The organism is Selenomonas sp. oral taxon 126 (genome assembly GCF_001683335.1).
In the GTDB taxonomy this organism is placed as follows: domain Bacteria; phylum Bacillota; class Negativicutes; order Selenomonadales; family Selenomonadaceae; genus Centipeda.
On the sequence record NZ_CP016201.1, the window covers coordinates 2,813,997 to 2,839,677 of the forward strand.

Sequence of the window (25,681 nt, forward strand, 5' to 3'; positions counted from 1 at the left end):
TCCGAGCGTTTTATGCAGACCTCCCCGGGTACCACACGTTTCTTTCCCTCCATCTACCTGCCGCATTTACCACCGTTGGTTCCGTGTAGCTTTGGGACTTCAACCTGGATCGCGGCCTTATCCCCAACGATAGCCTCCTATGCGGTTCCTGTTCGTCAGGCCGGAGGTTTGCCGCCGACTTCCTTCAGATTTCGCCTCGCGACGAACACCCTTGTCTTTGGCTATGTCTTTCCCGCTACCGGGCAGACTCCGATCTTTCATCGGTTAGAAACGTGCGCCGCCAGGCGCACGATACAAAAAGGGCACTCCAAACGGAGTGCCCTTTTCTCTCTTCTATGACGGTATGCTGCTGCAGAGCAGCGCACACATTCCATCCAATATCAGCACATCCCTGTCTCAGCCGCGTCGCGATCCTCGTCCGCCCCGCTTGGAATCCGTCTTGCGGCGCAGATCGGTGAGCCGCTCATCGCTGTCCTTCAGGAAGCGCGACAGCTTGTCCTCGAAGGAAGGGGAGCCGATCTGCCGCGAAGCAGCCGTGCGCCGCATATCACGTGGGGGGCGCGGCGGACGTGCAGAAGCCGCAGCCGGCTGCGCAGAAGCTGCCGTTTTGTCCTGAAGCGCCTTGATCGAAAGTCCGATTTTCCCACGGTCATCGACGGTGAGCACCTTGACCTTGACCGTATCCCGCTCCCTGAGGAAATCGTGCACATCATTCACATAGACATCGGCAACCTCTGAGATGTGGATGAGCCCCGTCTTTCCCTCGGGGAGCTCGACAAAAGCGCCAAAATTCGTGATGCCCGTCACGACGCCCTCTACTACACTGCCAACTTCGATGGCCAATACAACTCTTCCCTTCAACTACAAACCGTCGGGGTCGTCCCCCATATTCATTTGACCCGCTTATTATACAAGGGGAAACTATATTATGTCAAGAAATACAATACGCAGAGAAGGGTTTTCACGAGAGCGAAGTCAGTTGCCGTTCGAACGCTTGCCGGGCGCATAGGGCAGCTCTCCCGCGCCCGTCATGCCCAGCTCCTCGCGTGCCAGTTTTTCGATGTAGGGAAGCTCTCCCAGTCGCTCCTTCTCCGCGCGCAGACGATCATTCTCCGCCTGCGCCGCCGTAAGGCGCTCCGAGGCAAGCCGCTGATCCTCATACACATGTGAGAGGTAGAATCCCTGCGAGACGATCATCGAACCGAAATAGCCCAGAATGACAAGGAGCGTTATCACGAACCAACGCGGTCTTCTAGGGGTTCTTTGCCGTATCATACGCATGCCCTCTCTTCCTTGTCAGCATATCCGCCAGAATCTCCGCCACATCGGCCGCTGCATTTTCACGCGCACAGATACGCGCAGCCCTGCGCATCTCCGGAATCCGATGCGCAAGGATCTCCTCCACCGCAGACGCCATGCACTCGCCCGGATGCAGCCACACGGCAGCTCCATGTCGCGTCGCATAGACGGCGTTCTCCGTCTCAGGTCCCGGAATCGGATCGTGCAGGAGGAGCGGCAGCCCCGCCGCAAACGCCTCGCTGAGCGTCAGTCCTCCCGGCTTCGTGATGAGGAGATCTGCCGCCCGCATGAGCACAGGCACCTCATCGGTATAGGCAAAGACGCGGATCACATGCCGCGAGGTCTCTGCCACGCGCCGCGCGTGCACCTCAAGTACGTCATTGCGCCCCGCAACAACGAGAATGGCAAGCCGCTGATCGAGCGTCTCAAGCGCGGCGAGTGTACGATCCATACCGCCGATCCCGAGTCCGCCGCCCATGAGGAGAACCGTCGGCAGATCCCCGTCCAGCCCCGCCTGCTCCTGCGCCTCGCGTCTTGAAAGCGAATAGTCCGCCCGTGCAATCGGTATGCCTGTCGCACACACCGAATGTGGGTCGAAGCCGCGCGCTGCCATCTCCGCCGCCATGGTCTCCGTTGCGACAAAGTATTGATCCACGCCGCGCACAAGCCAGATTGCATGCAGGGCATAGTCTGTCAGCAGTGCCGCAAGCGCATAGGAAGCGCCATGCCGCGTGCGCCAGAGCGCCGCCGCCCCCTCGGGAAAGGGATGGGTCGCAACGATGAGATCTGGTTTATAACTTCGTACGATGCGCCCCACTGTCCGCACCATCACCTGTGCAAATGCGCCGCGCACGATGCCGCCGCCCGCCTTTTTGCCGGCAAAGCGAAAGAATACATCGTAGAGGTCGGGGACGAAACGCAGCATCGTGAGATAGATGCGCTTCATGAGATAGTGAATCAGCGAGACCTCGCGCGCCATAAAGTCGACCACGTCCACCTGCATCTCATGCGCACGCGGATGCGCCGCGAGCGCCGCACGAATCGCCTCCGCCGCCCGCGTGTGACCGGAGCCGATGGACGCAGTCAGAATGAGAATACGCGCACGTTCCATGCTCCACCACCTCGCACAATTATATCTATTCTATCACAATTTGCAGCGGTGGACAAAAGTTTTTTGGAATCACTGATAAAATGAAGTCTGTCAGATTGGTGCAGATTTTTTGCCCTGTCAAGGAGACAAACCGGACGCATAGCAAGGGCTATGTGGAGGATTTGTCGACGATGAGAGGGCGAAAAAGATACGCCAAGATGGCAGTGCTGAATTTATCAGTGGTTCCTTTTACACAGCCAGTCCCCCGTCCACACAGTAGACACTCCCCGTCACCCATGCGGCTGCGGACGAGGCAAGAAATGCAATCGCAGCCGCAGCTTCGCGAGGCGTTCCAATGCGCCCCAGCGGATAGACGGAAGCCATCTCGCGCAGCTGCTCCTCACGCGCACGATGCGGCGAGAGCTGGCGCTCCGTGAGCGGCGTCAGGATATCGGCAGGTGCGACCGCATTCACGCGCACCTGATCGCATGCGAGCTCAAGTGCAAGAGAGCGCGTAAAGGCGATGACAGCCCCCTTTGTCGCCGCATATGCTGCGCAGAAATAATTGCCGTGCAGCCCCGCATCCGAGGCAACATTCACGATATTGCCCTGCGTGCTCCTCAGATGCGGCAGCGCCGCCTGCGTCAGATGAAATGTGCCCTTGACATTCGTTGCAATCAGATCGTCGAGCATCTCGTCCGTGAGATCATCCAGCGCACCTTCCACATAGATTCCCGCAGAGTTCACGAGTATGTCCACACCGCCAAACGCGCGCACGCACGCCTCCACCGCATGTTGGCAGTCTGCACTGCGTTGCACATCGCCGCACACAAAGCGGGCGTTCTCCCCCGCCGCAAGCTGCACGAGCGCCTCCTGTCCGCGTTCTGCGCTTCGCCCCACGAGCATGACCGACGCACCGCCCGCAAGGAAGAGCTCTGCCGCAGCCAGCCCGATGCCCGAGGTGCCGCCCGAGATCAGCGCCGTTTTCCCCGCAAAGGCATCGGCGGCGAATATATTCTTTTCCATGCCTCTCCTGCTCTACAGACGAAAAAACCGGACTCCCCGTAGGAAGCCCGGCCGTCGTTTCAAATCAGTTCACAGAATCCTTCAGAGCCTTGCCAGCCTTGAACACAGGCATCTTCGAAGCCGCGATCTCGATCTCCTTGCCCGTCTGCGGGTTGCGTCCCTTGCGCGCCTTGCGATCCTTCACCTCGAAAGTACCGAAACCGATGAGCTGAACTCTGTCGCCCTCGGAAAGTGCGTTCTTGATCGTCTCAAAAACAGCGTTGACCGCCTTTTCCGCATCCTTCTTTGTCAGACTTGCCTGCTCTGCTACGTTTGCGACCAATTCCTGCTTGTTCAAAGTAGCATCCTCCTTTAGATATTTTCCATTTTCCTAGCGACCACAAGGGGTCGCGCTGTCATGAGAGAATTTAACAGAATTACCTCGAAAAATCAAGGGGGAAAATAAAAAAAAGCGGTTTTTCACCTAAAAAATAGGGGGTTTTTCAACTATTTTCCCAAAAAACAGGGATATACGGAATAAAAAGGGTGGTCAGATGGTCGATATCCTCCTGCCAATCGAGTTCAAAGAGTGGGATGCGCTGCACGCGCTCATCGGGCAAGCCGAGATGATGGAGATAGATGACCTCCTGTGTATCGGGGAATTGCTCCATGAGGAGGATCTTCAGATCGGACGCCAGCTCGCGCGAATAGAGCTGCGTGATGATGAGATCCTGTGCAGGCGGCGCGGCAACGGCTTCCTCGTCCATCGCATCGACAATCGACAGCCCGTTCACGGGATCGACCCCGAGCGCGGCAAAGAGCGGCTCCAAAAAACTCATTGCAGGCAGGATCTCGATAGGCACCCCCTCCTCCATCGTACGCTCACGCAGAATCTGCACCGTACGCTCCGCGACAAAGGGGCTGCCCGGCACAAGATAGAGGATATCCGCCTCCCGTGCACGTGCCATGAGATCATCCACAATCGACGCGTAAAGTTCGTCGAAGTCGTCAGCTTCCTCATAGAGATGATCGTACGTCTCGTAGGAAATGCCTGCCGCATCGAGCACCTCCACCGTCGGATGAATGCGCGTGCGCAGGATAATGTGCTGCGCCGCCTCGATGCGCGCCCATGTATCGCGCGTGATAAGCCCCGCATCTCCGGGTCCAAGTCCCGCCACCGTCAGTTTATGTTCTGCCATATCTCACTCTCCACTTGCCATCTGCACAATTTCCAGTGCCGTATCCAATATCTCCCTGCGCTCCTTCGGCTGCAAGCGAATGCGATAACCGTCCCCCTCCGGCAGAGGGCCCACGCGCCGCCCAAAGGCACGATCGAGCTGCATAAGCGCCGGCAGGGGCAATTTCTCCCCCTCGGGCAGGGCGATATCCAGTGCCTCGCCCTTTGCTGCAATGCTGCGTGCGCCAAAACTGCGCGCATAGTTCTTGATACGTGCAATGTCGAGGAGTGCGAGGACGGGTGCCGTCGGCTCACCGAAACGGTCGATCAGCTCGTCGAGCAGCGCATCCAGATCCTCGTTGCTGCGCACGGCAGCAATCTTCTGATAGATCTCGATCTTGTGCATCGCATCGTCGATATAGCCGCCGTCGATGTACGCCTCCACGGGCAGATCGATGACCGTCTCCACGGGCGGGGGCGCAGGAGCCTCGCCGCGCTTGCGTGCAACCGCCTCCTCAAGCAGCTTGACATACATCTCAAAGCCAACGCCCGCGATGTGACCGTGCTGCTGCGCGCCGAGGAGACTCCCCGCGCCGCGAATCTCGAGATCGCGCATGGCGATCTTAAACCCCGAGCCGAGCTGGGCGAACTCCTTCATCGCCTGCAGGCGTTTCTCCGCCGTCTCGCTGAGCACCTTGTCGCGGCGATAGGTAAAGTAGGCGAACGCCATCTTTGCCGAGCGCCCCACGCGCCCGCGCATCTGATAGAGCTGCGAGAGTCCGAAGCGGTCGGCATCGTAGATGATGATCGTATTCGCATTTGCCACGTCGATGCCATTCTCGATGATGCTCGTTGCGAGCAGGATGTCATAATGCCCCTCGTAGAAGTCCATCATCACCTGCTCGAGTACGTCCTCGTTCATCTGCCCATGCGCCGATGCAATGCGCGCCTCGGGGACGAGTTGAAGCAGATGCTCGCGCATGCGGTCGATGCTCTCCACGCGGTTGTAAATGAAATAGATCTGTCCCCCGCGCGCAAGCTCGCGCTCAATCGCGCCGCGCATCATCTCGTCGCTGCTCTCCACGACGTAGGACTGCACGGGCAGACGGTCGGCGGGCGGCGTCTCGATGATGCTCATGTCGCGCGCACCCGCGAGCGACATATGCAGCGTGCGCGGAATCGGCGTCGCCGAGAGCGTCAGCACATCGACCCCCGCCGCGAATTCCTTGATCTTCTCCTTCTGCGTGACGCCGAAGCGCTGCTCCTCGTCCACGATCAGGAGTCCGAGGTTCTGAAAGCGCACGCGCTTCCGATTGAGGATGGCATGCGTCCCAATGAGGATGTCCACGCGCCCGCGTGCCACCTCATGCAGGGTTGCCGCCTGCTCGCGCACGGATCGGAAGCGGCAGACCACATCCACCTTCGGCGCGAACTCGGCAAAACGCGCAGCAAAGGTCTGGTAGTGCTGCTGTGCGAGCACCGTCGTCGGCACGAGCACAGCGACCTGAAAGCCATCCATTGCCGCCTTGAATGCCGCGCGCACGGCAACCTCCGTCTTGCCGAAGCCCACGTCCCCGCAGAGCAGGCGATCCATAGGCTTTTCACTCTCCATGTCGCGCTTGATCTCCGCGACAGCGCGCAGCTGATCTGCCGTCTCCTCGTACGGGAACGCCTCCTCGAACTCGCGCTGCCCCGCATCGTCGGGCGTAAAGGCGTGCCCTCGTGCGAGCTGGCGTGCGCTGTAGATCTCGAGCAGATGGTCGGCAATGTCCTCCACGGACTTCTGCGCCTTTGCACGCGCACGCGCCCAGTCCGCCGTCCCCATGCGGTGCAGGCGCGGTGCCGCCCCCTCCGAGCCGATGTACTTTTGCAGGAGGCCGACCTGATCTGTCGGTACGAAAAGCTTGTCGTCTCCGCCGTACTGAATGCGCAGGTAGTCGCGGTGCACACCTGCCACCTCGAGCGTCTCCACGCCGAGGTATTTCCCGATGCCGTGCGATACATGGACAACGTAGTCGCCGGGCGCAATCTCGCGAAAGTGACGGATGCGCTCCCCTGCCGACGGTGTGCGCCGCAGCTTTGCCTTGTGGCGGCCGAAGATATCCTGCTCCGTAAGGACGGCAATCTTCGCTGCGCTCAGCTCAAAACCCGCACGCAACGCACCCGATGTGACGGCGACGGCTTCCTTTGCCTCCTCGCCCTCCCTGCGCAGGATGACGGCGGGGATCTTCCACCCCATCAGCATATCGCGGACGGCATTCGCACGCTCCACGCCGCCCGCGAGCACAAGCACCTGCGTCCCATCCACAAGATAACGGCGCAGCTCGCTCTCGAGCAGGGCGAACTGCCGCTGAAACGCCGTCATCGGCACCATCTGAAAGTCGATGAGCGTCGACGGTACACAGTCGGGATAGGAGCGGCTCATCAGAGAGGCAAAGAGCTCATGCCCTGCCGCCCCTGCCGCGACCATCTCCGACCACGAGAAGAGGCGTGCCGCGCGCACCTCGTCCTCCTGTGCGGCGTCCGAAAGCGCTGCAATCAGACGAGATGGCTCATCGAACAGCGTGATTCCCTCGCGTCCGAGATACGTCAAAAAGCACGCCTCCCCCTCATCATCCGCTGCACGCAGCGGCATGACGGAAGCCGTGCCGATATTTTTGATGGAACGCTTCGTCAGCGGGTCGTACTCGCGCATGGAGTCGATCTCCGCATCGAAGAATTCCACGCGGATGGGAGAGAGCGCGTTGATGGGGAAGATGTCGACAATGCCGCCGCGCACGCTGAACTGCCCGACGTGCTCCACCTCCGCCACATGCTCGTAGCCGAGCGCAGTCAGGCGCTCGAGCAGCGTATCGCGCGGCAGTTCCTCACCGAGGCGCAGGGAGAGCGCAGCGCGCGAGAACTCCGCCGTGCTCAGCCCCCTCTGCGCCGCCGCGCCGATCTCCGCGAGCACGATGATCGGCTCATGCCGCAGGAGACGCGCGAGGATGTTCATGCGCTGCGCCGAGCGCTCGAGCCCCTTCGCAGCGCCGGGCGCAGCAAAGTCCACGCGATCCAATTCCGGCAATTCGTAGACATCCGCCTCCGGCAGAAGTGAGGCAAGATCCTCCTGCCACGCGCGCAGTGCCTCCCGCCCGCTCGTCACAATGGCAAGCGGGCGCGGGCTGCGGTCATAGGCAGCGGCAACGGCGGCGTGCTTCATCGAGCCGGCAAAGCCGTGTGCAAGTATCTGCTGCGGCTCTCCGCCGAGCGCATCTGCCAGCTGACGCACGGCACTGTCACCGCGCAGAGTCGAAAAGAGTGCGTTCATTTGGGTGCTGCAGCAAGCGCTGCCCGTACAAATCCTGCAAAGAGCGGATGCGGATGGTTCGGGCGCGACTTCAGCTCGGGATGGAACTGCGAGGCGACAAACCACGGATGATCTGCAATCTCCACAACCTCCACAAGACGATCATCGGGACTTGTACCCGCAATGACCATGCCCTTCTCCTCGAGCTGTGCGCGGTAGGCGTTGTTGAACTCGAAGCGGTGGCGGTGGCGCTCGCTGATCTCGCCTGCACCGTACTCCGCACGTGAATGCGAACCGTCTGCAAGGAGGCACGGATACGCGCCAAGGCGCATCGTACCGCCCTTTTCCTCCACATCCTGCTGATCCTCCATCAGCGCAATGACGGGATGCGGCGTCTCGGGGACGAACTCCGTGCTGTGCGCATTCGTGAGACCCGCAACGTGACGCGCGAACTCGATGACGGCGCACTGCATGCCGAGGCAGAGCCCGAGGAACGGAATCTCGTGCTCGCGTGCGTACTGAATCGCGCGGATCTTTCCCTCAACGCCTCGGTCGCCGAATCCGCCGGGCACGAGAATCCCCTTGCAGCCGACGAAAATCTCGTCGAGGTCGGCGTTCGGCTCCTCGAGTTCCTCCGCATTGATCCACGTGATCTTCACCTGCGCGTCGTGCTCGATGCCGCCATGGTGCAGCGCCTCCGTGACGGACATATAGGCATCGGGCAGTGCGACGTATTTGCCGACGACGGCAATCTTTACTTTCCGCGCGGGATGGTTGATCTTGAAGACCATCTTTTCCCACGTCTCCATATTGGACGGATCGAAATTCATCGCCATCTTCTCGAGCACAATGCGGTCGAGCCCCTCCTGCTGCATCATGAGGGGAACTTCATAGATTGTCGATGCCGTGCGGTTCTCGATGACCGCATCTGCATCCACATCGCAGAAGAGTGCAATCTTCTCCTTCATATCGCGCGGAATCGGCTGCTCCGTGCGGCAGACGAGAATGTCGGGCTGAATGCCGATGGCGCGCAGCTCCTTGACGCTGTGCTGCGTCGGCTTCGTCTTCAGCTCGCCCGCTGCGCCGATGTAGGGGAGCAGGGTCACATGGATGTAGAGCACGTCGTTCTTGCCGACTTCCTTCTTGACCTGACGGATTGCCTCGAGGAACGGCAGACTCTCGATGTCACCGACCGTCCCGCCGATCTCCGTGATGACCACGTCGGCGTTATCCGCCTTTGCCACGTCATAGACACGCTGCTTGATCTCGTTCGTAATGTGCGGAATCACCTGCACCGTCGAGCCAAGATAGTCGCCGTGGCGCTCCTTGTTGAGCACCGTCGAGTAGACCTTGCCCGTCGTGATGTTCGAACGCTTCGTGAGGTTGATGTCGATAAAGCGCTCATAGTGCCCGAGGTCGAGATCCGTCTCCGCCCCGTCGTCCGTGACGAACACCTCACCGTGCTGATAGGGGCTCATCGTGCCGGGGTCGATGTTGATGTAGGGATCGAATTTCTGAATGGTGACCTTCAGCCCGCGATTCTTGAGCAGGCGTCCGAGCGATGCCGCTGTAATGCCCTTGCCAAGTGATGAAACCACGCCGCCCGTGACGAAAATATACTTTGCCATGCCGTTCCTCCGCACATCTCAGATCAGTTTTGAATACTCTCGAGCTTCTTCTTGCGCGCTGCTTCCTTCGTGATTCCGGCCTTGGACGCGCCGCCCGCCGAACGGGACGAGGAGCGCTTGACCTCGGGCGGTACCCACTCCGTCAGCCCCCATTTGCTCTCGCCTTCATAGTGAAAGCGGCTGTCCATATTCATCATCGTGTAGATCTCGGAGATTGCCATTGCGAGCGACTGCACGGGCTTGTGCTTCGACTCAATCACCTCGGTGATGAGCTCCTTGTAGTGGATCGGCTCTTTCTTCTGCGTAAGAATGTGATAGGCAATGTCCATTTCCGACATGTGTTCAAAATCCATGAATACGCTCCTTTCAAGCGGCGATTACATCTTCTCCGGCGCCGACACCCCTAGCACCCAGAGACTGTGACGAATCACGCGTCCCGTCGCGAGCACAAGCGCAAGCCGTGCAGAGGCGAGCGCTGTCTCCTGTCCGACGATGCGGCATTTGTTGTAGAACGAGTGGAATGCGCCCGCCAGCTCATGGCTGTAGCGTGCAATGCGCTGCGGGGCAAAGTCCGCCGCCGCACGCGCAATCTCCTCGGGGTAGGCGGCGAGCTTCTTGATGAGTGCGATCTCCGTCTCATCCGTCAGGAGCTCAAGCTCCGCTCCATCCCGCACGGCAATCCCCGCCTCGTCCGCCTGACGGAAGATGCTCGAGATGCGCGCATGTGCGTACTGGATGTAGTAAACAGGGTTTTCATTCGACTTCTTCTTCGCAAGATCGAGATCGAAATCGAGCTGACTGTCGAGTGAGCGCATGAGGAAGAAGTAACGCGCCGCATCGACGCCGACCTCCTCCATCAGCTCGCGCAGCGTGACCGTCTCGCCCGTGCGCTTGCTGAGCTTCACGAGCTCCCCGTCACGATAGAGGCTCACCATCTGCAGAAGGAGCACCGTGAGCTTCTCGGGATCGTGCCCGAGCGCCGCCATCGCCGCCTTGACGCGCGCCACATAGCCGTGGTGGTCGGCGCCCCAGATGTTGATGAGGCGGCCGTAGCCGCGCTCATATTTGTCGTCATGGTAGGCGATGTCCGCCGCGAGATAGGTCGGCACGCCATTATCGCGGAAGATCACGCGATCCTTGTCGTCCCCATAGTCCGTCGAACGCAGCCAGACGGCACCGTCCTGCTCGTATGCCTTCCCGCGCTCGAGCAGCACGTCTACCACGCGGCGCACAGCATCGGGATGCAGCGTGCGCTCACTGTACCAACGGTCGAACGTCACGCCGAAATCCGCCAGATCCTCCTCGAGCGCCGCAAGCTTCTCGCGGTAGGCGACATCCTGAAAGAGCTGCAGGCGCTCCTCCTCGGGCAGGGCGAGGTACTTGTCCCCCTCGCGGTCGATGATCCGCTGCGCCGTCTCCACAATATCCGCACCGTGGTAGCCGTTCTCAGGGAATTCCACCTCTTTGCCGAGGAGTTCCAGATAGCGCGCATTCACCGAGACGGCGAGGAGATTCATCTGATTGCCCGCATCGTTCACATAGTACTCGCTGTCGACCGCATAGCCCGCCGTGCGCAGCAGCTTCACGAGCGCCGAGCCGACGGCTGCGCCGCGACCATGCCCAACGTGCAGCGGGCCCGTCGGGTTCGCGCTGACATACTCCACCTGAATGCGCGGGGCATCCTGCGGGGGGAGCGTGCCGTAGTCCTCCCCCGCCGCGAGTATGGCTCGCAGCGTATCTGCGAGCACTGTCTTTTTGAGGTAGAGATTGAGGAAGCCGGGACCTGCAACCTCCGCACGATCGAGCCAGTCGCCCGCGAGATGCGCCCGAATCGCCGCTGCAATCTTCTGCGGCGGCTGACGGAAGACGCGTGCCGACTGCATGGCGAAATTCGTCGCAAAGTCGCCGAGTTCCTTTTCCGGCGGTTCTTCCAGAAGGACAGGGGGGAGCGTTCCTCCCGCCGGCAGCTCTCCCGCCGCCACAGCCGCTTCTACCGCACATATGAGTGCCTGTTCGATCTCGTGTTTTATATCCACCTTTGCTGTTGCTCCTTTACATCATAGGTTCGATCCGTATCTCGAGCGTATTATCGCTCTGCCGCACGCCGTCCACATAGAGCGTATAGAATATATATATATCCTCCCGCCCATCGGGAAACGTGCGCATCCGCAGACGGCGTGTCTCAGTCTTGATGCGGAAGGTGCCGTATGGCGTACGGTAGTTGCTTGTGCGCTCCTCACCTGCGGCAAAATGCTGTGTCCAGCGCACAATGCCGCGCCGCTGCAGCATAATCCCCGCTGCACCGACCCGCAACACAGAGGGCACAACAGCGCCCTCGATGAGGTCACTGTCCTCGTAGCTCACATAACGACTCTCACCACGCAAAAAACGCCGTCCGATAACGGACAGCGCAATGCGGCTCTCCTCTCCCGCAGCATCCACCTGTCTCCCATCAATGGAGACACGCACCTGCTCCGCACCCTTCATCGAATCGCTCCTCCGATAAAAAGTGTCCTGCATAGCCTAATTCTGATCGACGGCAATCGCCAGATCCACCAGCTGACCGCTCAGATTCATCTCCACAACGAGATATTGCCCATCGCTGATCTTGACCTCGAAGTCCTTGCCAACGGTCAGCGACGGCGTCGATATATCGACATCGAGACCAAGCCCCGTGATATTCGTCGCTGTATGTGCCGTCAGCATATTGCTGAGCTCCGAGATTGCACTCTGCGCCATCTCGTCGAACGCCTCCACCGGCATGCCCATCATCATCTGGGAGGCAATGAACCGCGCCGTATCCTCACTCATATTGTAGACGACATTACCGCGAATCTGCTTCGTAAAGCCGACCAGCATCGACACACCGAGACTCTTGACCCGCGTTGACGCCGCGTATAGCTTTGTCCGCGTCGGTTCGGGGAATCCCAGCATCGGCATGACCGTTGTAAAGGCATCCACAAAAGGATTGATCAGTTTTGCATCCATCGATTACTCTCCCTCTGCAAAGCCCACATTCATCTGCACCATTCCGATCGGCAGCCGTACGCTGATACAGAACGTCGTCATACGGGGGCTGACAATATGCACCTGCGCCCCACGAATCGTCCCCGGCGGTGTCAGGCGCAGTTCCTTCCCCTCAAGTACGTTGTTGATCTTCGAGACAGCACGTCCCGCGAAGATGTTCGCCGCTTCCTCCACGGCATCGACAGCCTCAACATCGTCGATCTCTTCCACGGTCGCGCGTCCGAGCATATGCATCGCAAAGAGTGGGATCACAGACTCGTCCACATAGAGAATCGCACGCCCCGTCGTAAATCCCGTGATGCCGATGATGACCGCTGCACCGCTCACATCGAGTGAGCGCGACTCATATGGCTCAATCTCCGCCTCCCCCTCCATGCCGAGAAGCCCTGCGAGTCCCTGTTGGAGACCACGCGCAAACGGCTTGGCATAGAGTTCACGAAACGCCGACTCCTGACTGACACCGGACTCGCAGATCAGATGGAGCGTGTCCACGAGATCGGACTTCGCCACCGGTTTCTGCAAAAATGCCCGAATCCCGACAGTCTTCCCCTGCGTGATGAGGTTCAGATCCTTCATCGCGCTGATCATCAGAATCTTTGCATCCTCATCTGCAGCAAGAATGCGTCTGCTACACTCCACCCCGTTTGCATCCGGCAGATTCATATCCATCGTCACGAGATCCGGCTGCAGCTCCGTATAGAGTCTCAGCGCCTCCACCGCGTCCGCAGCCATACCGCAGACCTCAAAATCCGTTTCCCTTAGATTTTCCGCAATCATCACGCGGCTGATCTTGGAGTCGTCCACGATCAGCACCCGTAATTTCCCCATACAAATTCACCCTCTTTTACGGATCGTTACATGCATCCTTTATTATACACGAAACAACGGCTTTCGTCACATGTTTTTTGGCAAAACTTCCACCCAGTACCCGTCCGGATCTTCAACGAAATAAATGCCCATCTCCGCATTTTCATAGCAAATGATGCCCATCTGGTCATGCTTTGCACGTGCTGCGGCGTAATCATCCGTAAAGAGCGCGAGATGGAACTCCTTTTCCCCGAGATTGTACGGCTCCGTGCGCTCATGGAGATAGGTCAGCTCGAGCTCGAAATCCGTCACGCCATCTGAGAGATAGACGAGTGTGAAGCCCTCTGCCTCGAGACGGCGCTTCTCGCGAAAGCCGAATGCCTTCTCATAGAAGTCCATGCTGCGCACAAGATCCAGCACATTGAAATTCACGTGTGTAAATGTAAATGACATCCTGTCCTCCCCAACAAAAATGTATCACTGAAACACTGCAAATGCAGTAACAAATGCAACAATCACCTGCGGTCTACGCGGTCAAAGAGCTCCGTCACCTCGGGTGCGGGCTCCCGATCCAGCTTGCTCACAACGTAGATTGCAAGCAGACCGAGCAAAAAGCCCGGCACGATCTCATAGAGCCCGAAGAGCGCAAACTGCTTCCAGACGAGCACCGTAATGCCGCCCGTCACAATCCCCGCAAGCACGCCGCGCTCCGTTGTACGCCGCCAGAACAGACACATGAGAAGCGCGGGGCCGAACGAGGCACCAAAGCCCGCCCATGCGTATGCCACCATATCGAGGATAAAGTTATCAGGACTGAGCCCCAGATAGATCGCCGCCGCCGCAATCGCGAGCACGGACAGACGGCTCACCCAGACGAGCTCCACCTGCTGTGCATGCGGGCGGAAGCTGCGCCGATAGATATCCTGCGCGAACGCCGATGCCGCAACGAGCAGCTGCGCGGATGCCGTACTCATGATCGCTGCAAGCACCGCCGCGAGGATCAGCCCTGCTACAAGGGGCGGGAAGAGTTCCCCTGCCATTGCGAGGAAGACCGTCTCCGCCGCCGTTCCCTCGAGCGGTGTCCTGAGGAAGACTGCGCCGACCATGCCGACCAGAATCGCCGCCGAGAGCGATATCACCACCCACGCCATTGCAATGCGCGTTGCCTGTGGCAGCTCCTCCGCGTGCCGAATCGCCATGAAGCGCACGAGGATATGCGGCTGTCCGAAATAGCCGATGCCCCATGCCATGAGCGAGATGAACTCGATGAAACCGAGCGTGCTCCCATCCACCTTCGTCAGCGGCGAGAAGAACGAAGCGTGCTCCGCATAGATCAGCTCCGCCGTCGCCGTGAAGCCGCCGAGCATGACGGCAGCGCCCACGGGTACCACGAGGATCGCGAAGAACATCATCACGCCCTGGATGAAGTCCGTGCGTGACACAGCAAGGAAGCCGCCGACAAGCGTATAGAAGACGACCACGCCCGCGCCTGCAAGCAGAGCCGTGAGATACGGCAGATGAAAGATCGTCTCGAAGAGACGTCCCGCCGCAACGAAGCCCGAAGATGTATAGAGAATGAAGAAGATCAAAATAAAGATCGCAGGCACAATGCGCAGCGCCCCCGACGTTGCAAAGAAGCGGTTCTCAAAGAAATCCGGCAGTGTCAGAGAGTTGTTCGCGAGCTCCGTATAGACGCGCAGACGCGCCGCGATGAACTGCCAATTCGCCCACGTGCCAAGCGCAAGCCCCAGCGCAATCCACCCCGCATTGAGTCCTGCCACATACGCAAAGCCGGGCAGCCCCATGAGCATCCAGCCCGACATATCCGACGCCTCGGCGCTCATCGAAGTCACCCACGCGCCGAGCTTCCGATTGCCGAGGAAGTAGTCGCTCATATTGCGCGTGCGCCGGTAGTAATAGACACCAATCCCCATCATCACAAGCATATAGACAAGGAAAATCACGCTGATTTCAATTTGTTCTGCCAAAGACAAGTCCCCTCACAATAAATTCTGCCGTTCATTATACGGGATTTTTCCATGAAAAGCAAAACATTTGAGAGAAGGCTCATACATTGGGCATGAAAAAACCCCGCATACGCGGGGTCACTCTCCTAAAAAGACAGCGTTACTCCTGCTGCTCAAACAGCGACTTGTCCACGCCGCAGAGCGGGCAGACAAAATCCTCCGGCAGATCCTCAAACGCCACACCTGCAGCGAGGTCATAGTCAGCGTCGCCGACCGCCTCATCATAGACCCAGCCGCAAACCGAACAAACCCATGTCTTCATGGGAACCCCTCCTTCAATATAATACACAGATGTATTGGGCAGTTAGGCTTATATACAAACTACTACCCAATAACAATTATTATATTACAACATATTTTTTCGTTTGGCTAGAGGGTTCGGAAAAATTTTTATAAATTTTTGCCATGGCGGTATTCCGACGGCTTGACCCCCATATGCTTCTGAAAGATCTTGCTGAAATAACGCGTGTCCTGATAGCCGCAGGCGGCGGCGACCGCATAGATCTTCTCGTCGCCCTCGCGCAGCATCTGACCTGCGCGGCGCAAGCGACAGTCTGTGAGGTAGGCACTGAACGAGGTGCCGCAGCGCGCAAAGAGCTTGTGGAGATAGCTGACACTGAGCCCCAGTTCATCGGCAACCTCGCGCACGGTGATCGGCTCCGCCATATGCTCCTCCATATGACGTACGGCGTGCAGGAGATAGCCGCGAATCGGCTCCTCCTCCGGCAGGCGGATCGGCGCAGGAATACGCTCCCCCGCCGGCAAATCGTGGAGGTGAAAGCGGCGCTCCTCGATATGCGTCGCTGCCAGCTGCACAGCCGAGACAAGCTCCTCATCGTCGAGCGGCTTCAGGAGATAGGCACATACGCCGAGGGAGATTGCCTGCTGCGCGTACTCGAACTCACTATAGCCTGAGAGAATAATGTACTCTGCATCCAATTCCTCGCGCAGACGCGCAATCACATCGAGACCCGAGAGCCCCGGCATCTTGATATCCACGATCAGCACATCGGGTCGATGCTCGCGCGCGAGGAGTATCCCCTCCATGCCGCTGCCCGCCGCACCAATGACCTCGGCGCCGAAATCCTCCCACGGCGTCAGGCGCATAATGCCCTCGCGCTGCATGGGTTCGTCATCAATAATCAGCACTTTAATCATAATGAGGAGCCTCCTCCCAGTGCCTCAACGTCAAAATTACCTCCGTTCCCTTCCCCTCCATGCTGTGCAGTTCAATCCCGCACGTTTCATCCCCATTCAGCACTGCGCGCATGTGCACATTGTAAAGTCCGAAATGATTGTCGTCCCGCCGTGCAAGAACTTCCTGTCGGCGCTCGAGTGACATCCCCTGTCCGTTGTCCTTGACGCGAAAGATGAGATAATTGTCCTCCATCGCACCCGTGATTTCAATGCGCCCGCCGCCCTCTGTCATCTCGATGCCGTGCTGAATTGCATTCTCTACGAGCGGCTGCAAAATCAGCTTCGGCACGTAGCAGCCATATGCCGAAGACGCGACACGTACGGTCACCTTCAGCCGCCCTTCGAAACGGCGCTGCTGAATCTTCAGATACGTGCGGAGAAACGTCAGCTCCTCCGCAACCGTCACAAACTCCTTCATGCTCACCGAGGCGCGCAGCAGCTTCCCCAGCTGCACGGCAATGTCGGCAGCCCCCTCACTGTCGCCAAGCTTTGCACTCCACTTGATGAGGTTGAGCGTATTATACATAAAGTGCGGCTTTATCATCTCCGTGAGCGACTTCACTTGCGCCACGCGCAGTGTCCGTTCACGCTCCCGATTTTCCGCGAGCAGCGTGCGGATATGCGTAACGAGGTTATTAAACGTAAGCGCGAGTTCCCCGATCTCATCGCTGCGCTGCACATCCACCTGCACAGAGAAATCATCACGGCTGCGTACGCGCCGCATCGCCATCGCGAGCGTGTGCAGCGGCCGCCAGAGATGGCGGCTCAGACGATAGGCAAGATACGCCGTGATACTGAGCGCCACGGCATCCACCATAAGCACGAGTCGGAAGAGATAATCAAGAGGCGTGGAATCCAGACGCTGCCGCAGATGCACGGTGAACCCCGTATCCTGCGAGGAATAGGAATAATCGCGAAAGACAGACTCCGATGCCCCCTCCTCCGATCCAGAGAGTACGGAGGAAAAGCCCTCACGGTGATGATCGAGCATATCCATCATCACATAGTTGTAGCGATCCGTCAGGATGATCTGCCCCTCGCTGCCGTCCTGTACGCGCTGAATGAGCGGCACAAGCGCCTCGCGCCGCACGTCGATGACGGCAAAGCCGAGGAGCTCATCCCCCTGACGAATCGCGCGCGCCATCGAGAAGACCGTTTCCCTGCGATCCGCTTCATAGCGGTCTGCCGAAGCGATCACCCAGTCCTGCTGCTCCGTCGCACGCCCGATGAGTCCCCAATGCAGATGTTCCGGCAGACGATAGTCGCGCGGCAGATCGTCCGTTGCAATGACCTGTGTGCCATCTGCGGAGAGGAGATAGATCGCCATCTCACCGGAACGTCCCGCCAGAATCGTATAGAGATCGCCGTAGATATGCTCCACATCCGCACGCTCGCCGCGCAGGAAGGCAATACTCTCCCTGCGTACGAGCAGCGGATTCATCAAGCGCTGATAATTCACGACAAGATTGTCGATTTCGCGCGAGATACGCTGCACCTCGGCACGCCCGCTCTTTGCCTGCGTATTCTCATAGACGCTGTCCGCCGTATAGAGGATCATCATGGAGGCCAAGAGGAGCGGAACGAGCCCGCCAAAGAGCAGATAGGCAAGCAGTCGCTGCTGATAGCTGATCCGGTATCGTCCCATGAATAGCGCAGCCCCCTCTCCTGCCGCAATGGGCAAACGGCGAAACAAGGAAAGGTCATCTATCCTTCCTTAATGTTCAGACTATAAAGAAAGAATACGGATAAATCCGATTTCTGTCAAGTAAAATCATATATAAATTGAAAAAATATATTTTCATACAAAAAAATAAAAGCAAAGGAAAAACCGCCACAAAACGTGACGGTCTTGGAAGGGGAAAATATGGGAATGGGGGGATGGGGGGAAATGGGGATTTATTTGATAACCGCTGCGCGCCATTTGCTTAGGAACTCGTCCCGAAAGGAGACGGCGCGCCGCGTATCAAACCAAGTGTAACGAATCTCCGAAAGAGGACGAAGATTCGACGGTGCCGGAATATCGGCACGCGTTGAGCGTCGTTCATGTTCGCCGAGGCGCTCATGAACCTGACGGCTCATCATGAAATCCAGAAATCTCTTTGCATTCTCTGCGTGCGGCGCATTCTTGATGATTGCAATGCCGCTTGAGGAAACTTCCGTCCCCTCCTCGGGATATACAATCTTAATGTGTGCGCTGCCCGCAATATACGTGAGCACAGACGCTTCAGATGTCGCAGTAACGGCATACTCCCCATCGGAGAGTGCCTTGATCTGTGCTGCCGAGCCGGTGATACTGCGCCCGTCCAGCTGCTCTGCCATACGTCCAATGATGCCGGAATCACCACCGAGGGCATCCATCATCGCCAGGAGGGCAACATAGGAAGAAGAGGATTTCGTGGGATCTGCAAGCGCAATGCGACCACGAAACTTTGGGTTGAGCAGATCCCTCCACCCCTTCGGAGCATCCGCCTCGCTCACCAGATCACTGTTGTAGGCGATGACATAGGGATCCAAAACCATGTTGTAGAACGCATTGTTCTCGCGAACGAAATTAGGTAGAATTGCAGATTTTTCGGGTGACACATAGGGTTCGAGATAGGACTCAAGCGTGACATAGGCGTCCGCTGTGCCGCCCCATATGATATCGCCGTGCGGGTTCTCCTGCTCCGTGCGAACACGAGCCATGAGTTCCTCCGAACTGCCGTCAACGAACCGTACCTCGACGCCTGTCTGCTCCTGAAACTCTTTGGCAAGCGGAGCTGTCCAGTCATCCGTATTACAGTTGTAGACAACAACGATATTCTCATCCGACTGCACGCTCTGCGGCTCTGTGCCGCAGGCTGCAAGGATAATCCCTGCCGTGAGCAGAAGCGTCGCACCCCATATCCGCATACGCTGAAAGATGATCATCGTGCGACACCCCCTCAACGAGATGTCATCAATTTCAAATCTTTTTGATAATTTTACAATAATCAGAACTGCATTGCAATCATACAGTTCGTCATTTTTGGGGGAGAATCCTATCTTGTGCGTCGCAACCAACACAAACACACCGGATGAAAGTAAAAGAATCGCTAATTCTTCCCACGGAGTGCGCGCTGCGCGTCGAAAAAATGCACAATCGCCTCTGCTGCCGGGCGATTCATCCCGGGAGCCGCAGCGAGTTCATCGACGGATGCCGCCTTGATCTTATCAAGTGTGCCGAAGTGCGTCCAAAGACTCTGCCGCCGCTTTGGTCCGACGCCGACGATGTGATCGAGCACGGAGACGAGGTTGCGCTTGCCGCGCAGTTTGCGATGAAAGGTGATCGCAAAGCGGTGTGCCTCGTCGCGGATGCGCTGGACGAGGTAGAGGGACTGGCTGCGGCGCGGCAGCTCGACCGGCTCAGAGTTCCCCTCGGTAAAGATGAGCTCGAATTGCTTTGCGAGACCGACGACAGGTACGTCCTTGTGCCCTGCCTCATTTCGGATGATCTCGAGCGCGGAGGAGAGCTGTCCCTTGCCGCCGTCAATGATGATGAGGTCGGGCAGCTCATCCTCGGGCAGCCCCACATAGCGGCGTGTCGTCACCTCACGCATGGAGAGGAAGTCGTCGGGCTTGCCCTCCGCGCTCCGAATCTTGAAACGTCGATAGTCCGATTTCTTCGGCATGCCATCCTCGAAGACGACCATCGACGCCACAGTCTCCTGCCCCTGATTGTGCGAGATGTCAAAGCATTCCATGCGGCGCGGCGGTTTCTTGAGTCCGAGATAGCGCCCGAGTTCCTCGACTGCGCCAAGGGTCGCTTCGTCCGCAAGACTGCGGCGCGTCTCCTCGTCCGCAAGGAATTTCTCCGCGTTGCCCGTCGCCATTGTCACGATATCGCGCTTTGTCCCGCGCTGCGGCGTGAGGAGGGCGACCTTGCCCCCGCCCTTTTTCTCGGCAAGCCACTGCTCGATGACCGCACGCGCAGCGTCGTCAATCGTATGCGGCAGCAGCACCTCGCGCGGCACGAAGGTCGCCTGATTGTAGTACTGCTCGAGAAACGCGCGCAGGATGTCCGCATCGCTCTCCTCCTCGCTCCCGCGCAAGAGGAAGTGCTCGCGCCCGATCATCTTGCCCCCGCGGATGAAGAAGATCTGCACGCAGACACCCGCCGCCGAGCGCGCCATGCCGAGCGCATCCTGATCCCCCGCGCCTGTCACGATGTTCTGCCGCTCCGCCGCCTTGCGCACGGCACTGAGTTGATCCCTGAGACGTGCCGCCGTCTCGAAGTGATACGCCTCCGCCGCAAGATTCATGCGGTGCTCGAGCTCGCGCTCCACATCGTCCGTCCGTCCCTCGAGGAAGAGGAGGACGGCACGGATCATCGCACGATAGTCCTCCTCCCCCACCTTGCCCACGCAGGGCGCGAGACAGCGCTTGATATGGTACTCGAGGCACGGCCGGTCGGGCATCGTCCGACACGTACGCAGAGGAAAAAGGCGCTTCAGGAGCTTCAAGCTGTCCCGCAGCGCCGTCACATTCGTATAGGGGCCGAAGTAACGCGCGCCGTCACGCAGCACGCGCCGCGTGATGAAGACGCGCGGATATTCCTCCTGCACCGTCACCTTCACATAGGGGTAACTCTTGTCGTCCTTCAGCCGTATATTGTAGCGCGGACGATGTTTCTTGATGAGATTCGCCTCAAGGATCAGCGACTCGACTTCGTTCGCCGTCATGATCGTCTCGAAGTCGGCGACGTGCGAGACCATCGCGCGCACCTTCGGCGCCTGATTGCGGCTGCTCTGAAAATACTGCCGAACGCGGTTCTTGAGCACGATCGCCTTGCCCACGTAGATGATCTTCCCACGCGCGTCCTTCATGAGGTAGACGCCCGGAGACTCCGGCAACAGTTTCAGTTTTTCGGCAACGAGATCGGTCACGTTCTCAATGCCCCGCCTTCATGCGGTTGATCGCGCTGAAGAGCGCGAGGATGGACGAGGTGATGATGTCCGTGTCCAGACCTGCCCCCCAGTAGACATTGCCATCCTCCCCCGTAATACTGATGTAGGAGATGGCGCGCGAGGTCTGCCCGATCTCGAGGGCATGCTCGCTGTAGGTCAGATTCGTGTAGTGAAGCCCGAGGTTCGCCTGCAGGGCGTTCGAGATCGCGTCCAGACGCCCGTTGCCGCGCGCTTCATACGTGCGATCCTCGCCGTCCACCTTGAGATGAACGTCGCCCATGCGCGTGCCGTCCGGCTGCTTTTTCAGATGGAAATCCGTGAGTTCGAACGGGAAGATGACGTTGACATAGGTGTCCGTGAACACCTTGTAGATCTCGTCCGGCAGGAGTTCTTTGTGTCCGCTGTCGGATACGGACTTCACGCGGTAGCTGAGATCCTCGCGCATCTTCTTCGGCATGCTGATGCCGTACTGCTGCTCCATGATATAGCCGACACCGCCCCTGCCCGACTGGCTGTTGATGCGGATGACATCGCCGTCGTACGTGCGCCCGATATCCTTCGGATCGATGTAGAGATAGGGCAGCGACCAGTGCTGCGGCTTGTTCTCCTCCCAGTGCTTCATGCCCTTGGCAATCGCGTCCTGATGCGAGCCTGAGAACGCGGCAAAGACGAGTGCACCCGAGTACGGCTGGCGCGGGTTGACCTGCATGCGCGTCACCTGCTCGTAGACCTCGACGAGGTGTGGGAGATCGGAGAAGTCCAACTTCGGATCGACACCGAGCGCGAACATGTTCATCGCGACGGTGATGATGTCGACGTTGCCCGTGCGCTCCCCGTTGCCGAAGAGTGTGCCCTCGACACGGTCTGCACCCGCGAGCAGCCCCATCTCCGCATCTGCTACGCCGCAGCCGCGGTCGTTGTGCGGGTGGAGGGAAAGGACGACGCTGTCACGGTATTTCAGCCGCTCATTGACGTAGGCAATCTGCATTCCGTAGACGTGTGACATCGACATTTGAACCGTCGAGGGAAGATTGATGATCGCCTTGCGATCGGGCGTGGGCTGCCACACATCGAGAACGGCATTGCAGACTTCGAGCGCATATTCGGGCTCCGTGCCCGTGAAACTCTCGGGCGAGTACTCGAAGCGGTAGTTCGCGCCCGCCTCCTCCGTCAGCTGCTTGAGAAGCTTTGCGCCGTCCACGGCGATCTGCAGGATCTCTTCCTTCGAGCGTGCAAATACCTGCTCGCGCTGTGCTGCAGACGTGGGGTTGTAGACATGCACAATCGCGTTCTTCACGCCGCGCAGCGCATCAAACGTCTTTCGGATGATATGCTCCCGCGCCTGTGTCAGCACCTGCACGGTCACATCGTCGGGGATGAGATTGTCCTCGACGAGGCGGCGCAGGAATTCATACTCTGTATCAGAGGCTGCGGGGAAACCGACCTCGATCTCCTTGAACCCCACGCGCACGAGAAGATCGAAGAACGCGAGCTTTTCATCGAGGCTCATCGGGATGATAAGTGCCTGATTGCCGTCGCGCAGATCGACCGAGCACCAGATCGGCGCCTTGTCCGGCGCGTCCTTGCGCAGCCAGTCCAGACGGATCTCGGGCGGCATGTAGTATCCCTTTGTGTACTTCGTGTGATTCATGATCGTCCCCCCTGTATCATATTTCATTGCATCATCTAAATAAACAAGAAAGCCCTCCGCCGCTGTGGGGCGAAGGGCGTACCTGCGTTTCATAGGGAAGCACTGATAAATTCAGTCCCGCCGCCTTGGCGCATCCTTTTCGCCCTGCCATCGTCAATAAATCCTCCACATAGCTCTTTTGCTATGCGTCCGGTTTATTTCCTTGGCAGAACAAAAAATCTGCTGCCAATCCGGAGAACTTCATTTTATCAGCGATTCCCTAGCGTTGTGCTATCTTACCATATTCACGGGCAGTTTGCAAATCCGACCAAGGTCGCATTAAACTTCTCAATCAGCTTCTCGGGCTTATAGGACTCCTTTGCCTTGCGCAGCCCCTCGATGCCCATATCCTCCTCGCGGTTGATGTAGGTCAGATGACTCCACGCATGCTCCACGAAGCCCTGATTGATCGCAGGATACGCGCCGCGCAGCTCGGGATCTGCCTTCTCCACATGGATCACCGCCGTATCCGTGTTCAGCTGCTCGCCGAATGTAAAGGCGATGACGCGCCCACCGAGGAGGATTGCGCCGCCCTTCAGACCGAAGTCCTCGAAGTTGTTCAGCACCTCGAGAATCGCCGCGCGCTCGTAGCCGATGAACGGATCAACCGTGCCGTCCTCCTGACGATGCTGCTTGTACCAGCTGTTCAGCTCCAGCTTGCACAGCGTTACAACCTCATCCGTGATCGGGACGAACTCAGCATCGGGATGCTCCTTGCGGAACGCATTCAGATGGTTCTTCTTCGAGTGCAGCTTGCGCCCCGCGAGGCTGATGAGCTTTTCGGCAAGGTATACATAGTCGAAATTGTCGCGATCGGCGACCACCTCAAACGTAGCGCAGTCGCAGGAGCGCAGGAAATCCGCATAGCCGTGCTCCATATCATAGATGTGAAACGGCTGCGCAATCTCCTCGAAGTACGCGAGCAGCTTCTTCGTCGCTGCCGGGTACAGCGCGGGATCGCAGAACGGCTGCAAGGCGGAGACGCGCGCCTTCCACTCGCTCACAACGTAGAGGACATCGTCCTCCTCGGCGATGTGGACATGGAACGGCTCGCGCCACATATAGAGATTCGTAAAGTTAAAATGCGAATTCTCGTAGTAATTCGCACGAAAATAGCGATCAAGCAGAGGCTTGTCTTCCTTTGTCAAGGCATGAAATTCGATGAGTCTCACCTTCCAATCGGCTTTACTAATAAAAGTTCTCCTAACGGTTTCATTATAACAAAGCCGTCAAGCCCCGCCCGTTCTGCTCTATATTTTACTGAGAATCAGCTCACCCGTGCCCTTGAGCGCACATTGCCCCAAATTTGCGGGCAGGAAGACGCTCTCGCCCTTCTTGATGCTCAGCTCGTCCGTTTCGCTGCGAAGCTGCATGCTGCCCGAAAGCGCGGTCAGACACTGAAACGAGTCTTCGCCCACAGTAAACTCGCATCCCCCCTCCACGGCGAGATGATACACGGTGAAATAGTCGCACGCCGCCAGGAGGCATGCCCGCGCGCCTGCAAAGAGATCGACCTCAATGCCGCACGCATGCGTGGGAACGGGCGCAAGAGAGGTCACATCAAGCGCCTTTTCGATATGGAGGTCGCGCGGCTTTCCATCCGCACCGATGCGCCCGTAGTCGTAGATCCGATACGTCGTATTCGAGTTCTGCTGAATCTCGCAGATGAGAATGCCCTTGCCGATTGCGTGGAGCGTCCCTGCGGGGATGAAGAAGACATCACCCTTCTGCACGGGTACGTGGCGCACGACATCAAGGAGCGTGTTGTCCGCAATCCGCCGTGCGAACTCCTCCTTTGATATTTCATGCGCAAAACCATAGAGCAGCTCCGCCCCCGGTGCAGCGTCCACCACGTACCACAGCTCCGTCTTGCCGAACTCCCCCTCGACGCGCAGGGCATAATCGTCGTTGGGGTGCACCTGCACGGAGAGATCATCGTGCGCATCGATGAGCTTGATGAGCAGAGGGAAATATGGAAACTTTGCCGCACGCGTGCCGAGCGCATCCGTCCCCGCATCCGCAAGCCAGTCCGCGAGGGTCTGCCCTGCCGCCGCACCATTTGCTATGACACTCCTGCCATCCTTGTGACAGGCGAGCTCCCAGCTCTCGGCGATCTTTGTCAGCTGCGTTTCCTTTCCGTATTCATCCCTGAGCCGCGTGCCGCCCCAGAGGTAGTCCTTCAGCGGTGCAATGAGTTTCATTGGATATTTCATAGGTCACATCCTTACTTGCATTCATTCATGCGACTATCTTAGCGAATTCCGCAAAAAACTGCAAGCCTGAAAGCGCTCCGCTGAAATGATGATTGTCCCCTGCCTCCGTCTATGGTATCATAGGAGCGCTCATACGTGCATTTATCCATCTGAAACGGAGTGATTCATCATGTCCCAAAGAACCATTGACACCACGGAGCGCCCGCCGCTCCTCACCACCATCCCGCTGTCCCTGCAGCATCTCTTTGCGATGTTCGGCTCGACGGTGCTCGTTCCGATCCTGTTCCACGTCAACCCCGCGACCGTG

Annotated in this window: 23 protein-coding genes and 1 pseudogene; 1 reads left to right on the forward strand and 23 read right to left on the reverse strand. The window is 58.4% G+C overall.

Features of this window, described 5'->3' with window-relative positions:
- Positions 1–396: 396 nt before the first annotated feature.
- The 23 genes from AXF19_RS12930 to AXF19_RS13040 form a co-directional block, all read right to left on the reverse strand.
- Complete coding sequence (locus AXF19_RS12930) at positions 397–843, reverse strand: S1 domain-containing RNA-binding protein (protein ID WP_066849759.1); 447 nt, start codon at positions 841–843, stop codon at positions 397–399.
- 132 nt (positions 844–975) lie between these two features.
- The gene (locus AXF19_RS12935; protein ID WP_066850300.1) at positions 976–1,275 is read right to left on the reverse strand and encodes an FtsB family cell division protein; all 300 of its coding nucleotides are present in this window, start codon (positions 1,273–1,275) and stop codon (positions 976–978) included.
- Positions 1,253–2,410: an MGDG synthase family glycosyltransferase gene (locus AXF19_RS12940; RefSeq protein WP_066849762.1), complete on the reverse strand. Its 1,158-nt coding sequence runs from the start codon at positions 2,408–2,410 to the stop codon at positions 1,253–1,255. The genes AXF19_RS12935 and AXF19_RS12940 overlap by 23 nt, the downstream gene beginning before the upstream one ends.
- 228 nt (positions 2,411–2,638) lie before the next feature.
- Positions 2,639–3,415, reverse strand: coding sequence for an SDR family NAD(P)-dependent oxidoreductase (locus AXF19_RS12945; RefSeq protein ID WP_066849764.1), 777 nt, complete (start codon positions 3,413–3,415; stop codon positions 2,639–2,641).
- Positions 3,416–3,479: 64 nt separating this feature from the next.
- Positions 3,480–3,752 (reverse strand): HU family DNA-binding protein, encoded by a 273-nt coding sequence (locus AXF19_RS12950; RefSeq protein ID WP_066849767.1) that lies wholly within the window; start codon positions 3,750–3,752, stop codon positions 3,480–3,482.
- Between the two features lie 145 nt (positions 3,753–3,897).
- Positions 3,898–4,593: an SAM-dependent methyltransferase gene (locus tag AXF19_RS12955; RefSeq protein WP_066849769.1), complete on the reverse strand. Its 696-nt coding sequence runs from the start codon at positions 4,591–4,593 to the stop codon at positions 3,898–3,900.
- Positions 4,594–4,596: 3 nt separating this feature from the next.
- Positions 4,597–7,881: a transcription-repair coupling factor gene (mfd, locus tag AXF19_RS12960; protein WP_066849771.1), complete on the reverse strand. Its 3,285-nt coding sequence runs from the start codon at positions 7,879–7,881 to the stop codon at positions 4,597–4,599.
- On the reverse strand, positions 7,878–9,488 hold the full coding sequence (locus tag AXF19_RS12965; RefSeq protein ID WP_066849773.1) for a CTP synthase: 1,611 nt from the start codon (positions 9,486–9,488) through the stop codon (positions 7,878–7,880). The genes mfd and AXF19_RS12965 overlap by 4 nt, the downstream gene beginning before the upstream one ends.
- A 23-nt stretch (positions 9,489–9,511) precedes the next feature.
- Positions 9,512–9,841: a DNA-directed RNA polymerase subunit delta gene (gene rpoE, locus AXF19_RS12970; RefSeq protein ID WP_066849776.1), complete on the reverse strand. Its 330-nt coding sequence runs from the start codon at positions 9,839–9,841 to the stop codon at positions 9,512–9,514.
- A 24-nt stretch (positions 9,842–9,865) separates the two neighbouring features.
- The gene (argS, locus tag AXF19_RS12975) at positions 9,866–11,524 is read right to left on the reverse strand and encodes an arginine--tRNA ligase (RefSeq protein ID WP_066849779.1); all 1,659 of its coding nucleotides are present in this window, start codon (positions 11,522–11,524) and stop codon (positions 9,866–9,868) included.
- Between the two features lie 16 nt (positions 11,525–11,540).
- Positions 11,541–11,975: a DUF1934 domain-containing protein gene (locus tag AXF19_RS12980; protein WP_066849781.1), complete on the reverse strand. Its 435-nt coding sequence runs from the start codon at positions 11,973–11,975 to the stop codon at positions 11,541–11,543.
- A 36-nt stretch (positions 11,976–12,011) separates the two neighbouring features.
- Entirely contained in the window at positions 12,012–12,476 is a 465-nt protein-coding gene (locus AXF19_RS12985) for a chemotaxis protein CheX (protein WP_066849784.1), read from the reverse strand.
- Between the two features lie 3 nt (positions 12,477–12,479).
- Positions 12,480–13,343, reverse strand: coding sequence for a response regulator (locus AXF19_RS12990; protein ID WP_066849788.1), 864 nt, complete (start codon positions 13,341–13,343; stop codon positions 12,480–12,482).
- 66 nt (positions 13,344–13,409) lie between these two features.
- Entirely contained in the window at positions 13,410–13,775 is a 366-nt protein-coding gene (locus AXF19_RS12995) for a VOC family protein (RefSeq protein ID WP_066849799.1), read from the reverse strand.
- 62 nt (positions 13,776–13,837) lie between these two features.
- On the reverse strand, positions 13,838–15,310 hold the full coding sequence (gene putP / locus AXF19_RS13000) for a sodium/proline symporter PutP (RefSeq protein WP_066849802.1): 1,473 nt from the start codon (positions 15,308–15,310) through the stop codon (positions 13,838–13,840).
- Positions 15,311–15,449: 139 nt separating this feature from the next.
- A complete protein-coding gene (locus AXF19_RS13005; RefSeq protein WP_066849805.1) occupies positions 15,450–15,611 on the reverse strand; it encodes a rubredoxin in 162 nt (53 codons plus the stop codon).
- A 128-nt stretch (positions 15,612–15,739) separates the two neighbouring features.
- Positions 15,740–16,507, reverse strand: coding sequence for a response regulator transcription factor (locus tag AXF19_RS13010; protein ID WP_066849808.1), 768 nt, complete (start codon positions 16,505–16,507; stop codon positions 15,740–15,742).
- The gene (locus AXF19_RS13015) at positions 16,500–18,191 is read right to left on the reverse strand and encodes a cache domain-containing sensor histidine kinase (RefSeq protein ID WP_066849810.1); all 1,692 of its coding nucleotides are present in this window, start codon (positions 18,189–18,191) and stop codon (positions 16,500–16,502) included. The genes AXF19_RS13010 and AXF19_RS13015 overlap by 8 nt, the downstream gene beginning before the upstream one ends.
- Positions 18,192–18,442: 251 nt before the next feature.
- Positions 18,443–19,456: an ABC transporter substrate-binding protein gene (locus AXF19_RS13020; protein WP_066849813.1), complete on the reverse strand. Its 1,014-nt coding sequence runs from the start codon at positions 19,454–19,456 to the stop codon at positions 18,443–18,445.
- Positions 19,457–19,620: 164 nt separating this feature from the next.
- Positions 19,621–21,450: an excinuclease ABC subunit UvrC gene (uvrC, locus tag AXF19_RS13025; RefSeq protein WP_066849816.1), complete on the reverse strand. Its 1,830-nt coding sequence runs from the start codon at positions 21,448–21,450 to the stop codon at positions 19,621–19,623.
- A gap of 4 nt (positions 21,451–21,454) precedes the next feature.
- Entirely contained in the window at positions 21,455–23,122 is a 1,668-nt protein-coding gene (locus tag AXF19_RS13030) for a 2-isopropylmalate synthase (protein WP_066850304.1), read from the reverse strand.
- A 284-nt stretch (positions 23,123–23,406) separates the two neighbouring features.
- Positions 23,407–24,333, reverse strand: coding sequence for a DUF2156 domain-containing protein (locus AXF19_RS13035; protein WP_066849819.1), 927 nt, complete (start codon positions 24,331–24,333; stop codon positions 23,407–23,409).
- A gap of 78 nt (positions 24,334–24,411) precedes the next feature.
- Positions 24,412–25,374, reverse strand: coding sequence for a type I phosphomannose isomerase catalytic subunit (locus tag AXF19_RS13040; protein ID WP_066849822.1), 963 nt, complete (start codon positions 25,372–25,374; stop codon positions 24,412–24,414).
- Between the two features lie 169 nt (positions 25,375–25,543).
- Here AXF19_RS13040 and AXF19_RS15705 point away from each other — a divergent pair.
- Positions 25,544–25,681, forward strand: a pseudogene (locus AXF19_RS15705) (solute carrier family 23 protein); the annotation flags it as partial.